This window comes from Caballeronia terrestris (genome assembly GCF_001544515.1).
Taxonomy (GTDB): Bacteria; Pseudomonadota; Gammaproteobacteria; order Burkholderiales; family Burkholderiaceae; genus Caballeronia; species Caballeronia terrestris.
Genome location: NZ_FCOL02000002.1, coordinates 176805 through 191463 on the forward strand (window position 1 = coordinate 176805; position 14659 = coordinate 191463).

The 14659-nt window shown below is 64.7% G+C and carries 14 protein-coding genes; 11 read left to right on the forward strand and 3 right to left on the reverse strand.

What is annotated here, in order from left to right; genetic code table 11:
- Positions 1-14: 14 nt before the first annotated feature.
- Entirely contained in the window at positions 15-749 is a 735-nt protein-coding gene (gene ribB / locus AWB67_RS02585) for a 3,4-dihydroxy-2-butanone-4-phosphate synthase (RefSeq protein WP_087654674.1), read from the forward strand.
- A gap of 15 nt (positions 750-764) precedes the next feature.
- On the opposite strand, the gene AWB67_RS02590 is transcribed toward ribB, so the two are convergent.
- The 3 genes from AWB67_RS02590 to AWB67_RS02600 form a co-directional block, all read right to left on the reverse strand.
- Positions 765-1451 carry an HAD family hydrolase gene (locus AWB67_RS02590; RefSeq protein ID WP_087654675.1) on the reverse strand — a complete coding sequence of 229 codons (687 nt, stop codon included), beginning with the start codon at positions 1449-1451 and terminating at the stop codon, positions 765-767.
- Between the two features lie 66 nt (positions 1452-1517).
- A complete protein-coding gene (locus tag AWB67_RS02595) occupies positions 1518-2693 on the reverse strand; it encodes an MFS transporter (protein WP_087654676.1) in 1176 nt (391 codons plus the stop codon).
- Positions 2694-2715: 22 nt separating this feature from the next.
- The gene (locus AWB67_RS02600) at positions 2716-3099 is read right to left on the reverse strand and encodes a VOC family protein (protein ID WP_087654677.1); all 384 of its coding nucleotides are present in this window, start codon (positions 3097-3099) and stop codon (positions 2716-2718) included.
- A 108-nt stretch (positions 3100-3207) separates the two neighbouring features.
- On the opposite strand from AWB67_RS02600, the gene AWB67_RS02605 reads away from it, so the two are divergent.
- The 10 genes from AWB67_RS02605 to gmhB all read left to right on the forward strand — a co-directional run bounded on the left by AWB67_RS02605 (position 3208) and on the right by gmhB (position 14629).
- Entirely contained in the window at positions 3208-4185 is a 978-nt protein-coding gene (locus tag AWB67_RS02605) for a LysR family transcriptional regulator (protein ID WP_087654678.1), read from the forward strand.
- Positions 4186-4279: 94 nt separating this feature from the next.
- The gene (miaB, locus tag AWB67_RS02610) at positions 4280-5641 is read left to right on the forward strand and encodes a tRNA (N6-isopentenyl adenosine(37)-C2)-methylthiotransferase MiaB (RefSeq protein ID WP_087654679.1); all 1362 of its coding nucleotides are present in this window, start codon (positions 4280-4282) and stop codon (positions 5639-5641) included.
- 31 nt (positions 5642-5672) lie between these two features.
- Positions 5673-6788 (forward strand): PhoH family protein, encoded by a 1116-nt coding sequence (locus AWB67_RS02615; RefSeq protein WP_087654680.1) that lies wholly within the window; start codon positions 5673-5675, stop codon positions 6786-6788.
- A gap of 16 nt (positions 6789-6804) precedes the next feature.
- Complete coding sequence (gene ybeY / locus AWB67_RS02620) at positions 6805-7275, forward strand: rRNA maturation RNase YbeY (protein ID WP_087654681.1); 471 nt, start codon at positions 6805-6807, stop codon at positions 7273-7275.
- A gap of 15 nt (positions 7276-7290) precedes the next feature.
- Positions 7291-7953: a gamma-glutamylcyclotransferase gene (locus AWB67_RS02625; RefSeq protein ID WP_087654682.1), complete on the forward strand. Its 663-nt coding sequence runs from the start codon at positions 7291-7293 to the stop codon at positions 7951-7953.
- Positions 7954-8143: 190 nt separating this feature from the next.
- The gene (locus AWB67_RS02630; protein WP_087654683.1) at positions 8144-9049 is read left to right on the forward strand and encodes a CorC family transporter; all 906 of its coding nucleotides are present in this window, start codon (positions 8144-8146) and stop codon (positions 9047-9049) included.
- A gap of 88 nt (positions 9050-9137) precedes the next feature.
- Positions 9138-10775 (forward strand): apolipoprotein N-acyltransferase, encoded by a 1638-nt coding sequence (gene lnt / locus AWB67_RS02635; protein ID WP_087654684.1) that lies wholly within the window; start codon positions 9138-9140, stop codon positions 10773-10775.
- Between the two features lie 148 nt (positions 10776-10923).
- The gene (glyQ, locus tag AWB67_RS02640) at positions 10924-11931 is read left to right on the forward strand and encodes a glycine--tRNA ligase subunit alpha (RefSeq protein WP_087654685.1); all 1008 of its coding nucleotides are present in this window, start codon (positions 10924-10926) and stop codon (positions 11929-11931) included.
- Between the two features lie 17 nt (positions 11932-11948).
- Positions 11949-14048, forward strand: coding sequence for a glycine--tRNA ligase subunit beta (glyS, locus tag AWB67_RS02645; RefSeq protein ID WP_087654686.1), 2100 nt, complete (start codon positions 11949-11951; stop codon positions 14046-14048).
- Between the two features lie 23 nt (positions 14049-14071).
- Positions 14072-14629 (forward strand): D-glycero-beta-D-manno-heptose 1,7-bisphosphate 7-phosphatase, encoded by a 558-nt coding sequence (gene gmhB, locus AWB67_RS02650; protein ID WP_087654687.1) that lies wholly within the window; start codon positions 14072-14074, stop codon positions 14627-14629.
- Positions 14630-14659: the final 30 nt, after the last annotated feature.

Sequence of the window (14659 nt, forward strand, 5' to 3'; positions counted from 1 at the left end):
CGAGAGCGTTTCACATGTCCGTTTCTGTTCAGAACTTGTCTTTTCCGGCACCTTCCATCGTCGCCGACGATGCCTTCGCCGATCTTCCCCAACTCGCATCCATCGACGTTCCGCCGCGCATTTCAGCCGCATTGAAAGCGATGCGCGAGGGCCGCGCTGTTGTCCTCCAGGACGATCACGACCGCGAAAACGAAGCCGATCTGATCGTTTCCGCCGAAAAACTCACCGATGCCACGATGGCACTTCTGATCCGCGAATGCAGCGGCATCGTGTGCCTGTGCCTGCCCGACGATAAAGTGCGCGCGCTCGAATTGCCGCCGATGGCCGCCGCCAACGGCAGCCGCTACGGCACGGCGTTCACGGTATCGATCGAGGCGCGCGAAGGCGTCACGACGGGCGTCTCCGCAGCCGATCGCGTGACGACGATCCGCGCCGCTATCGCAGACGGCGCGAAGCCGTCGGACATCGTGCGACCCGGCCACGTCTTCCCGTTGCGCGCGATGCCGGGCGGCGTGCTCGCGCGTCGCGGACACACGGAAGGCACCGTCGATCTGGCGATTCTCGCGGGATTGAAGCCGGCCGGCGTGCTGTGCGAACTGATGAACGCCGACGGCACGATGACGCGCGGCGCGCAAGTCGAGCGATTCGCGCAGGAACACAATCTGCCGATGCTGACGATCGCCGAGCTGGCCGAATTCCGCGCTGCGCTGGCAGCGGCGCGGGAAGTCGTGGAAGAAGAGGCTGCCTGAAGCCGGTTTGAAGCGCTAGGAACGCACGTCGCCGAGTTCGCCGCGGATGCCGGCGGCGACGAGCGCGGGCAGATCGTCCATTGAATCGATGATGCGCGTGATGCCCGACTCGCGCAGCACCTGCGCATAACCCGCCGGAATGTGGCTCGCGCCGACGAACGCGATCGTCATCATGCCGGCAGCGCGCGCCGCAGTCAGCCCGGCGACGCTGTCCTCGACCACGAGACAGCGCTCCGGCGCGACGCCCAGCGTTTCCGCGGCGAAGAGATAGACGTCGGGATACGGCTTCGGCCGCGCGACCTGCTCCGCGCTGAAGACGCGCTCCCCGACGATCTCATCGAGCCCCGCGCGCCGCACTGAAGAGCGCACGCGCTCCATCCGGCTATTCGACACCACGGCGACAGGCAAGCTCACGCGCTGCAACGCGCAACGCACGCCGGTGATCGGCCCGAGCGACTTCGCCAGCTCGGTGCTCACGCGCGCCTCGACGATATCGAAGAAACCGGCGGGCATCCTGATGTCGAACGTCGTTTCGAGATGGGCGAGAAAGCGCGAAGTCTGCTGGCCGAACGCCGTCTTGACGACCGGCTCGAAGTCGATGCCGGGAAACGTTTCGGTGAGCGCTTCCAGCAGGGCGCGATCGGCGATGATTTCGCTGTCGACGAGGACGCCGTCGCAGTCGCAGATGAGGTGGTCGATCATGATGGCTCGTGTGGCGTTGAGCCGACATGATAAGCGGCCGTTAATCCAAGATCATACGAATCCGCCTCACGCATCCACAGCCTTCCCCCGCACCACCGACGGCCGCGCATCCAGCCGCCCGGCATACCAGGTCACCGCGAGCGCCAGCACCGCCACCGCCGCCGCGACCCACGGCAGCGAATCGAGCGCATGGCCGTGTTCCAGCGCTACGCCGCCAAGCCTCGCGCCGCCCGCATTGCCCACGTTGAACGCGCCGATATTCAGCGTCGAGGCGAGATTCGGCGCGTGCTTCGCCTTCTCGACGACGCGCGTCTGCAGCGGGGGCACCGTCGCGAACGCCGCGATGCCCCAGATGAAGATAGTCACGATCGTGCCGGTCTGGCTGTGGCTCGTCGTCGCGAAGACGGCCATGATCAGCGCGAGCGCGATCAAAATGCCCATCAGCGACGGCATCAGCGCGCGGTCCGCCAGCTTGCCGCCGATCGTGTTGCCGATCGTCAGGCCGATGCCGAACAGCACGAGCACGAGCGTCACGCCGCGTGGCGAGAATCCGCCCACTTGCTCCAGAATCGGCGCGATATAGGTGAACACGACGAACACACCGCCGAAGCCGAGCACCGTCATCGCGAGCGCCAACCAGACTTGCGGCTCCTTCAGCACGCGCACTTCGTGGCCGAGGTTGCTCGGGCCGGCGTCGTGGCGGTTCGGCACGAGCGCCGTCACGCCGAGCGCCGAGAGCACGCCCAGCGACGCCACGATCCAGAACGTCGCGCGCCAGCCGAACTCCTGGCCGATGAACGTCCCGAACGGCACGCCGAGCACGTTTGCGAGCGTGAGGCCGGTGAACATCAGCGCGATCGCGCTCGCCCGCTTTTCCGACGGCACGAGCGACGCCGCGACCACCGCGCCGATCCCGAAGAACGAGCCGTGCGCGAACGAGGTCACGACGCGCGCGACCATCAGCAAGCCGTAGCTCGGCGCGACCGCGCACAGCACGTTGCCGACGATGAACACCGCCATCAGCAGTTGCAGCGCGAGCTTGCGCGGCATCCGGCTGGTAAGAACGGCGAGGAGCGGCGCGCCGACCGCAACGCCGAGCGCGTAGCCGGTCACGAGCAACCCGGCGGACGGAATCGACACCGCGAGATCGCGGGCGACATTGGGCAAAAGCCCCATGATCACGAATTCGGTGGTGCCGATCGCGAAAGCGCTGATGGCCAGCGCGATGAGTGGAATGGGCATGATGAATCCCTAAGAGAAGTAATTAAGCGCGGGCCGTGACGAATTCGACGACGACGCCCGAAGCCAGCCGCACGAACAACTGAAGCTCCTGCGTAAGCGGAACTTCGGCGAGCTGATAAACGGTTTCGTGCCGATGGAGCCGGTCGAGCAAGGCGCTCCACTCGGCGGCATCATCGATGCGCAGTGCCAGGTGGTCGATCCGCGTAGGAGGCACCGAAGTGCTGCCAGGCGTAGCCGAAGCGCCCGACGCGATCAGATGCACGACCGGCCGACCGCGAAGATAAAGCCAGTACCCGCCGACGCCGAACGGCGGCCGGGCCCCGAGTGCCATCCCGGCGACATCGACGAAAAAGTCCTTCATCGCGTCGCAGTCGGGCGCGACGATCGTCACGTGATCCAGTTGCATCGCCGTTTCTCCATTCGCCACAGCATTGCGGGCATTGTGCGTGGCAGGCGGCGTTTTGATAATTGGCGTAGCATTTGAATCATTGTCAAACCGAATTTGAGAATTGCGATGGATCGTCTCGGCGACATGCGTCTTTTTGTTGAAGCGGCGGCGGCCGGCAGCCTCACGGCAGCGGGGCGCAAGCTCGGGCTGTCGCCGGCTGCAGCGAGCGCGCGGCTACTCAAGCTGGAGAAATCGCTGCACGCGCGGCTTTTCGAGCGCACGACACGCCAGTTGCGCGTCACCGATGAAGGACGTTTGTATCTCCAGCACTGCCGCATCGCGCTGCAAGCCATCGACGACGCCGAGGCCGCGCTGCAAGCCGGCCAGAATCTCGTGCGCGGCAAGGTGCGCATTTCCGCGACGTCGGATTTCGGGCGCTATCTGCTGCGCGGCTGGCTCGACGATTTCAACGGGCGCTATCCCGAAGTACGTTTCGCGCTAACGCTGTCCGACTCGGTGTCGAACCTGCTGCAGGAAGAAATCGATCTCGCGATCCGCTTCGGCGCGCCTCCCGACAGCGGTCTCGCCGCGCGGCAACTGGCGCCGAACCGGCGCGTGCTGTGCGCGTCGCCGGAATATCTGGCGCGGCGCGGCACACCCGCCTCGCCCGCCGATCTCGAAGGCCACCAGTTCGTGATCGGCGTGACGTCGACGGGGCCGTTGAACGAGTTGAACTTCGTGCGCGGCGACGAGCGCGCCGCGTTCACGATGCCCGTCGAGCAATCGTGGGAATCGAACGACGGGGCGCTGACGCGCGCGTGGGCGCTCGCGGGCCACGGCATCGCGCACAAATCGATCTGGGATATCGCCGCCGACGTGCGCGCGGGCACGCTGAAAATGCTGCTGCCCGACTGGTGCACGCACGAGGCGGCCGTCCACGCGCTCTTTCACGCGAACCGTTACATGGCGCCGCGCGTGCGGGCGCTGCTGGATTTCCTCGTCGAGCGGTTCGCATCGGCGACGGAGGAACTGCTCGGCGAGCTGGCCTATCCGCCCGCCTCTGACGGCCGCGCGGAACGTAAGGAATCGTCGCGGGCGCTATAATATCCGGCTAAATTACGACGATAAGCACGCAAAAAGCGTCTCCTTCAACCTCACTACCGCGCCCCCAGGTTAACCACTGCGACCGGCGAAATTCATGACCAAGAAAGTTTATGTAAAGACCTTTGGCTGCCAGATGAACGAGTACGACTCCGACAAAATGGTCGACGTCCTCGGCGCAGCGGAAGGCCTCGTCAAGACGGACACGCCGGAAGACGCGGACGTCATCCTCTTCAATACATGCTCGGTGCGCGAAAAAGCGCAGGAAAAGGTCTTCTCCGACCTGGGCCGCGTGCGCGAACTGAAAGAAGCGAATCCGGACCTGATCATCGGCGTCGGCGGCTGCGTGGCGAGCCAGGAAGGCGCGTCGATCGTGTCGCGCGCGCCCTATGTCGATCTCGTGTTCGGTCCGCAGACGCTGCACCGCCTGCCCGACATGATCGACAAGCGCCGCGCTACCGGCCGCGCGCAGATCGACATCTCGTTCCCCGAAATCGAAAAGTTCGACCACCTGCCGCCAGCGCGCGTGGAAGGCCCGAGCGCGTTCGTCTCGATCATGGAAGGCTGCAGCAAGTACTGCAGCTACTGCGTCGTGCCGTACACGCGCGGCGAGGAAGTCTCCCGCCCGCTCGACGACGTGCTCACCGAAATCGCCGGCCTGGCCGACCAGGGCGTGCGCGAAGTCACGCTGCTCGGCCAGAACGTGAACGCATATCGCGGGCCGCTGACGCTCGGTTCGCACGACATCGCCGACTTCGCCACGCTGATCGAGTACGTCGCGGACGTGCCCGGCATCGAGCGGATTCGTTACACGACGTCGCATCCGAAGGAATTCACGCAGCGCCTGATCGACACCTACGCAAAGGTGCCCAAGCTCGTCAGCCACCTGCATCTGCCCGTCCAGCACGGCTCGGACCGCATCCTGATGGCGATGAAGCGCGGCTACACGGTGCTCGAATACAAATCAGTGATTCGCAAGCTGCGGGCGATTCGCCCCGATTTATCGCTTTCGACAGACATGATCGTCGGCTTTCCGGGCGAAACCGAGGAAGATTTCGCGAAGATGATGACGCTCATCGACGAAATGAGCTATGACACGAGCTTCTCGTTCATCTACAGCCCGCGCCCCGGCACGCCCGCCGCGAACCTGCACGACGACACGCCGCGTGAAGTGAAACTCAAGCGCCTGCAACATTTGCAGGCGACCATCGAGGCGAACGTCACGAGGATCAGCAACTCGATGCTCGGCTCGGTGCAGCGTATTCTTGTGGAAGGCCCGTCGCGCAAGGACCCGAACGAACTCGCCGGCCGCACGGAAAACAACCGCGTGGTGAATTTCCCGGCGCCCGTCGAATCGCATGCGCGGCTGATCGGCCAGATGATCGACGTCGAGATCAATCACGCGTATCCGCACTCGCTGCGCGGTGCGCTGATCATGACGCCCGCCACGACACATTGAGCAGCACACAGACCGGACACCCACTTTCGCCTTGAAGACCGCCAATCAGCAGCATCTGGAATTCACCGCTCCGCGCGAGGACAACGCGCGGCTCGCCAACCTCTGCGGCCCGCTCGATGAAAACCTGCGGCAGATCGAGCAAGCGCTCGACGTGACGCTGTCGCGGCGCGGCCACAAGATCTCGATTCGCGGACGCGGCGCGAAAGTGGCGCTCGCGGCGCTCGAAAACTTCTACAACCGCGCGCGCGACCCGATTTCCGTCGACGACATCCAGCTCGCGCTCGTCGAAGCGCGCCACGCGGCGCGGCGCACGCGCGAATCCGGCAATGGCGACGGCCACGCCGACCAGCCGGTCGACCCGCGTTTTCGCGGCGATCCGGACCATCCGTTCGACGAACCCAGCGCCACCATTGATCTCGACGAAACCGAAGATCCTGGCCCGAAGCTCTACACGCGACGCGCCGACCTGCGCGGCCGCACGCCCGCCCAGCGCGAATACCTGAAGCAAATCATCGCGCACGACGTGACGTTCGGCATCGGGCCGGCGGGCACGGGCAAAACGTATCTGGCGGTCGCCTGCGCGGTCGATGCGCTCGAACGCGATCAGGTCAAGCGCATCGTGCTGACGCGTCCGGCGGTGGAAGCCGGCGAGCGGCTCGGCTTCCTGCCGGGCGATCTGGCACAAAAAGTCGATCCATACCTGCGGCCGCTCTACGACGCGCTCTACGACCTGCTCGGTTTCGACAAGACCGCGAAGATGTTCGAACGCCAGATGATCGAAATCGCGCCGCTTGCGTACATGCGCGGACGCACGCTGAACCACGCGTTCATCATCCTCGACGAGGCGCAGAACACCACGCCCGAGCAGATGAAGATGTTCCTGACGCGGATCGGCTTCGGCTCGAAGGCTGTCGTCACCGGCGACACGACGCAGGTCGATCTGCCGCGCGGCCACAAGAGCGGGCTGATCGAGGCGCAGCATGTGCTGTCGGAGGTGCGCGGCATCGCGCTCACGCATTTCACGTCCGCCGACGTGGTGCGGCATCCGCTCGTCGCGCGCATCGTCGAGGCTTACGACGCGCAGTCGCAAAAGGACGCCGCGCTCGCCGAAGCGGCGGCGAGGGCCGCGGCGCAGCGGTCGCAATGAGCGTTCCGTCCGACCGATGACTCGTCCGCACTCCCTCGCGCTCACGATGCAGTTTCCCGCCGCGAAGGCGTATCCATCGCACAAGGCGGTGTTGCCGCGCGCGACGGTCGCGCGCTGGATCAAGGCGGCGCTGTTCGCGGACGCCGAGTTGACCATCCGTTTCGTCGACGAGGACGAAGGCCGCACGCTCAATCGCACCTATCGTCAGAAGGATTACGCGACGAACGTGCTTACCTTTGCCTATGCCGAATCGGAGGACGATCCGGTGACGGGCGACCTGATCCTGTGCTGCCCCGTCGTCGAGCGGGAAGCCGGCGAGCAGGGCAAGCCGCTCGCCGCGCACTACGCGCATCTGATCGTCCACGGCACGCTGCATGCTCAAGGGTACGATCACGACGACGAGACCGAAGCCGAAGAAATGGAATCGATCGAGACCGACATCATGCGTGCGCTCGGCTTTTCCGACCCCTACGTCCCGATTCCCTGACCTGCTGCCGCCGCCGTGAAAGACGAGACGCCCGACTTCCAGCAACTTGCGCCTTCATTGGCGGGCTACCCGCCGAAACTCGTCGAAACGCCGCTTCTGACCGACGAGCAACTCGCCGCGTCGCGCGAAAAAACCCTCGTGAACTGGGACCGCAAGTCGGATTTGTGGCTGTTCGGCTATGGGTCGCTGATCTGGAACCCGGGCCTGCCGACCGTCGAAGCCGTGCGCAGCAAGGTGCACGGCTACCATCGCGGGCTGTACTTGTGGTCGCGCGTGAACCGCGGCACGCCCGAGCAGCCGGGCCTCGTGCTCGCGCTCGATCGCGGCGGCTCGTGCACCGGCATCGCGTTCCGGCTCGCCGCCGAGGGCGCGATCGAGCATCTCGAAGTGCTCTGGCGCCGCGAAATGGCAATGGCCTCCTACCGTCCGGCGTGGCTGCCGTGCACGCTCGCGGACGGCCGGCGCGTCGAAGCGCTCGCGTTCGTCATGCGGCGCGACGCGGCCTCCTATACCGGCAAACTCGCCGACGTCGTCGTGCGGACCGTGCTCGGCTGCGCATGCGGCCGCTACGGCACGACCTTCGAATATGTCAGCCGCACCGTCGAGGCATTGCGCGAGAGCGGCATGCCGGATCGCGCGCTCGAAGCACTCCTCAGGCGCTGCAAGGCACAGGAATAAGCCTATTGATACGACTTTAGAACGGCGCCCTCATCCGTTCGGCCAACGCGTTTTCCTCGACATACTTCCCGCATATTTATCAGTTAGCATGGTTGCAAATGTGTGCGCCCGGCCTGCCGGAGGCGCATTTTCCTTGGTGTATGCTTAACTTTCTGCTATTTCGCGTCCCGAAACTTCGGGGCGCCCCGCTATGAACGACGCCTATCCCAGTCGACGACAAACCGACAAACCGCAGGAAAAACGCTCGCTGCTCGAGCGCCTGACCGATTTCATCTCGCACGAACCCGAATCGCGCGACGAACTGCTCGAAGTGCTGCAGGACGCCCACGAACGCAATCTGCTCGACGCCGATTCGCTTTCGATGATCGAAGGCGTCTTCCAGGTTTCCGACCTCTGCGCGCGCGACATCATGGTCCCGCGCGCCCAGATGGACGCGATCAACATCGCCGAAACGCCCGCCGAATTCATTCCCTTCGTGCTCGAAAAGGCGCACTCGCGCTATCCGGTGTACGAGAGTAACCGCGACAACATCATCGGCGTGCTGCTCGCGAAAGACTTGCTGCGCTACTACGCCGAGGAGGAATTCGACGTGCGCGGCATGCTGCGCCCCGCCGTGTTCATCCCGGAATCGAAGCGTCTGAACGTGCTGCTGCACGATTTCCGCGTGAACCGCAACCACATCGCGATCGTCGTCGACGAATACGGCGGTGTCGCGGGCCTGATCACGATAGAAGACGTGCTGGAGCAGATCGTCGGCGACATCGAGGACGAATACGACTTCGACGAGGAAGCCGGCAACATCATCGCGTCGCCGGACGGCAAGTTCCGCGTGCGCGCGCTCACCGGCATCGAGCAGTTCAATGAGCAGTTCGGCACCGATTATTCCGACGACGAAGTCGATACCATCGGCGGGCTCGTCACGCATCGCTTCGGGCGCGTGCCGCATCGCGGCGAGAAGGTGCGCATCGACGACTTCGCGTTCGAAATCCTGCGCGGCGATGCACGGCAAATCCATGTGCTGCTGGTCCGGCGCGTGCCGAGCCTGAGCCGCCACGATCGCTCGCTGCACGACGGCGAGGAAGACGATCGCGGCTGAGCGCCGCGCTTATTTCGCCTTTCCGCTCTCCCGACGGCGCGTCGTCCGCGCCGCTTCCCTCTCCTGCCGATCCCCGACCGTGTAATCAATGGCCGATTCATCGTTTCCCCTCCTGCGCAGGCGGCGCAGCAAGTCTTCTTCTACAACCAGCGGCATCGAAGCGCTTCCGTTCTGGCATTACCTCGTCGCCGCCGTGCTCGGCGCGGCGAACACGCTCTCTTTCGCGCCGACGCCGCACGGCGGCTGGGTCGAGATCGTCGTCTTTACGCTGTTTTTCGCGTGGCTTTCGCGCACGAACGGCTGGAAAAGCGCTGCGCTGACTGGCTGGGCGTTCGGCTTCGGCAATTTCGTGACGGGCGTCTGGTGGCTCTACGTCAGCATGCATTTCTATGGCGGCATGGCCGCGCCGCTCGCGGCGGCGGCCGTCGCGCTGTTTTCGCTGTATCTCGCGCTATATCCGGCGGCGGCGGCGGTCGTATGGTCGCTAGTGGCGGGGCGTGCGCGCTTTGATGAAGACGAAATCAGCGCCAAAAAAGAGCCGCGCTTCATCCCGACCTGGCACGGCGCGTTCGCGTTCGCGAGTGCCTGGGCGCTCGGCGAATGGTTGCGTGGGCTCGTATTCACCGGTTTTCCATGGCTCGCGAGCGGTTACGCGCAAGTCGACGGACCGCTTGCCGGATACGGCGCGGTGGCAGGCGTGTATGGCGTCGGCTGGGTGCTCGCGCTCGTGGCCGCGCTCATCGTGCAGGCGCTCTACAGCGCTCGGCGCGCGAGCGTCGCCCCGGCTTTGGCGGCGGCAGCGCTGACCGTCGCGGGAATGCTGCTCTCGCTCGTCCAGTGGACGACGCCCGCAAACTCGCCGCTCACCGTGCGGCTGATCCAGGGCAACGTGAAGCAGGAAATGAAGTTCGAGCAGGAAGGCGTGAACGAATCGCTCGCGCTCTATCAGCGGCTGATCACCGAAAAGCCTGCCGATCTCATCGTCACGCCCGAAACCGCGTTTCCGGTTCTGGCCGTCCAGGTGCCGCAGGACCTCGCGCTTTCACTGCGCAATTTCGCAGACACGACCAAATCGTCGATCCTGTTCGGCGCGGTGGGCGTGACGATCACGCCCGAAGGCCGCGCGACCGATTTCACGAACAGCCTCTTTGGCATCGCGCCCGGCTCGTTCGATGTGTATCGCTACGACAAACATCACCTCGTGCCGTTCGGCGAATTCGTACCGCTCGGGTTTCACTGGTTCGTCAAGTTGATGGGCATTCCGCTCGGCGATCTCGCGCGCGGACCTGCCGTGCAGAAGTCGTTTTTCGTGCGCAATCAGCCGATTGCCGTCGATATCTGTTACGAGGACATCTTCGGTGAGGAGATCGCGCGGACGCTGCGCGGGCAGGAGGCGCCGGCGGGCATCCTCGTGAATTCGACGAACCTCGCGTGGTTCGGCAACACGATCGCGCTCGACCAGCACCTCCAGATCGCGCGGATGCGGTCTATCGAAACCGGCCGTCCGATGCTGCGCGCGACCAATACCGGCATGACGGCGGTGATCGCGGCAACCGGCGAAGTCGTCTCGAAATTGCCGACGTACACCACAGGCACGCTCGAAGCGCACGTTCAAGGGACGTCGGGACGCACGCCTTACGTGACGAGCGGAAATCTGACGGTGATCGTCGTTTCGCTCGTGCTGCTCGCATTGGGATTCGCGTTCGCGCCTTCGCGGCGCAAGTGAACGTGCGGGGCGGCCGTCGCCGCCCCCGAATACCCCAAAAGTCGCACAAGCCCCCCATACCCGCTAAAATTCAACGTTTTAGCACTTTGGCCGGCCCGCTTTCGTCGTCGTGACGCTCAAGCCGCTCCGGCCCGCCTCAAAGGCAATCATGCTCACTTTTCAGCAAATCATCCTGACGCTGCAATCCTATTGGGACAACAAGGGTTGCGCGCTTCTCCAGCCGATCGACATGGAAGTCGGCGCCGGCACCTCGCACGTCCACACGTTTCTGCGCGCGATCGGCCCGGAACCGTGGCGCGCCGCCTACGTGCAGCCGTCGCGCCGCCCGAAGGACGGCCGTTACGGCGACAACCCGAACCGCCTCCAGCACTACTACCAGTATCAGGTCGTGCTGAAGCCCGCGCCGGAAAACATCCTCGACCTGTACCTCGGCTCGCTTAAAGCGCTCGGCTTCGACCTGAAGCAGAACGACGTGCGCTTCGTCGAGGACGACTGGGAAAACCCGACGCTCGGCGCGTGGGGACTCGGATGGGAAGTCTGGCTGAACGGCATGGAAGTGACGCAGTTCACGTACTTCCAGCAAGTGGGCGGCATCGACTGCAAGCCGGTGCTCGGCGAGATCACCTACGGTCTGGAACGCCTCGCGATGTATCTGCAAAAGGTCGAGAACGTATACGACCTCGTCTGGACCGAATGGGAAGAAGACGGCCAGAACGGCAAGGAAACGCGCCGCCTGACCTACGGCGACGTCTATCACCAGAACGAAGTCGAGCAATCCACCTATAACTTCGAGCACGCCAACGTCGAGTTGCTGTTCGGCTTCTTCAACAGCTACGAGGCCGAAGCGAAGAAGATGATCGACGCGAAGCTCGCCCTGCCCGCCTATGAGCTCGTGCTGAAAGCCGGCCACACGTTCAACCTGCTCGACGCGCGCGGCGCGATCTCGGTCACAGAACGCGCGGCTTATATCGGCCGGATTCGCGCGCTGTCGCGGCTCGTCGCGCAGGCGTACTACGATTCGCGCGAGGCGCTCGGATTCCCGATGCTCGGGAATCCGGTGCATCCGGCGGCCGGCCTCACCACCGATGAACACGACGCCGCCATGCCCGCCTGGGCGCCGCCACTGAAGGTCGAACGCAACATCGACCAGGTTTGACGAGACACGAAAGAACAATGACGCAATCCAATCAAGCCACCCTGCTCGTCGAGCTGCTCACCGAAGAACTGCCGCCGAAAGCGCTCGCGCGCCTCGGCACCGCGTTCGCCGAAGGCATCGTGCAACGTCTCGCCGCGCGCGATCTGATCGACGGCGAGCCGCAGTTTGAGAAATACGCGACGCCGCGACGCCTCGCGGTCATGGTCAAGAACGTGCGCACGGTCGCACCGGAAAGGCAGGTGCGCGAAAAGGTGCTACCGGTTTCCGTCGCGCTCGATAAAGATGGCCAGCCCACGCCGCCGCTCGCGAAGAAGCTCGCGGCGCTCGGCTTCCCCGACTTCCCGCTCGCCGAACTCGAACGCGCGCAGGACGGCAAGGCCGAAGCGTTTTTCCTGCGCTACGCGGCGCCCGGCGCAACGCTCGCCGACGGCTTGCAGGCGGCGCTCGACGAAACGCTCGCGAAGTTGCCGATCCCGAAGGTCATGACCTACCAGCGCCCCGACGGCACCAACGTGCAGTTCGTGCGCCCGGTGCAGCGGCTCGTCGCACTGCATGGCCGCGAGATCGTGCCGGTAACGGCGCTCGGCATCGATTCCGACGATACGACGATCGGCCATCGCTTCATGTCGCACGGTTTCGTCGCGATCCCGAACGCCGACGGCTACGCGGAAACGCTGATGTCGAAGGCGCACGTGGTTGCGAGTTTCGAGGACCGCAAGGAATCGATCCGCACGCAGTTGCGGGCGTTCGCGGGCGAAGATCGCGTCGTGATGCCCGAAGCGCTGCTCGATGAAGTGAACGCGCTGGTCGAATGGCCGGTGGTGTATCAGTGCCACTTCGGCGAGGAATTCCTGCAGGTGCCGCAGGAGTGCCTGATCCTCACGATGCAGACCAACCAGAAGTATTTCGCGCTGACCGACGCGAACGGCAAGCTGCGCTCGCGCTTCCTGATCGTGTCGAACATCGATACGAAGACGCCCGCCGATATCGTCGAAGGCAACGAGCGCGTCGTGCGCCCGCGTCTCGCCGACGCGAAGTTCTTCTTCGAGCAGGACAAGAAGAAGCGCCTCGCCGATCGCGTGCCGCTGCTCGCGAACGTCGTGTATCACAACAGGCTCGGCTCGCAGTTGCAGCGCGTCGAGCGCCTCGAAGCGCTCGCGGGCGAGATCGCGCCGATGATCGGCGTCGATGTCGCATTGACGAAGCGCGCCGCGCGGCTCGCGAAGGCGGACTTGCTCACCGACATGGTCGGCGAATTCCCCGAGCTGCAAGGCACGATGGGCACGTACTACGCGCGCCACGACGGCGAGCCGGAAGAGGTCGCGCTCGCATCGTCGGAGCATTATCAGCCGCGCTTCTCGGGCGACGAAACGCCTTCGACGGGCGTCGGCTGCGCGGTCGCGCTCGCGGACAAGCTGGAGACGATCGTCGGCATCTGGGGTATCGGACTGCAGCCGACCGGCGAGAAAGATCCGTTCGCGCTGCGCCGTCACGCGCTCGGCGTGCTGCGCATCCTGCTGGAAAAGCGTCTCGCGATCGACCTGATCGACCTCGTGCGCGCCGCGCAAAAGCAGTTCGCGGACAACCCGCAAGTCGCCGAGTCGACGGATGCGATCTACGCGTTCTTCATGGACCGCCTGCGCGGCGTGCTGCGCGAACGCGGCTTCAACGCGACCGAAATCGACGCCGTGCTGAGCCTCGACCCCACGCGTCTCGACGACATCGTCGCGCGCCTCGATGCCGTGCGCGAATTCACCGCGCTGCCCGAAGCGGCATCGCTTGCGGCGGCGAACAAGCGCATCTCGAATATCCTGAAGAAGTCGACCGAATCGGTGCCGTCGAGCGTGAATCCCGCGCTTCTCGTCGAAGCCGCCGAGAAGGCGCTCTACGCGCAGCTCGAGCAAGTCGCGCCGCGCGTGCAGGGCCAGCTTGCCGAGCGCAACTACACGGAAGCGCTGTCGGCCCTCGCCGCGTTGCGCGATGCCGTCGATACGTTCTTCAACGACGTCATGGTGAACGCGGAAGACCCGGCGCTGCGCGGCAACCGGCTGGCTCTTCTCGGCGCGCTGCATCAGCAGATGAATTGCGTCGCTGACATTTCGAAGCTCGCTGCGTAACGCTAGAAGGCACCGGCCCGCCCATGAACACGAACCGCAAACTCGTCATTCTCGATCGCGACGGCGTGATCAACGTCGATTCCGACGCTTTCATCAAGTCGCCCGACGAATGGGTCGCGATTGCCGGCAGCCTCGACGCCATCGCGCGCCTGAACCAGGCCGGCTGGCATGTGGCGATCGCGTCGAACCAGTCGGGCATCGGGCGCGGTCTCTTCGACATGGCCGAGCTCAACGCAATGCATCAGAAGATGAATCGCGCGGCGGCGGCAGTGGGCGGACGGATCGACGCGGTCTTTTTCTGCCCGCACACCGCCGAGGATCAATGCGATTGCAGGAAGCCGAAGCCCGGCATGCTGCAGCAGATCATCGACCGCTTCGAGATCGATCCGGAAGACACGCCGGTGGTCGGCGACTCGCTGCGCGACCTGCAAGCGGGCGCGACGCTCGGCTTTCCGGTGCATCTGGTGCTGACCGGCAAGGGACAGAAAACGCTCGCGGCCGGCAACCTGCCGGAGGGTACGAAGGTACACAAGGACCTGCGCACATTCGTGCTCGACTTCCTCGCCGTGCAACACGATTGACGCGCTCACTCCGCGCACCATAACAATCTC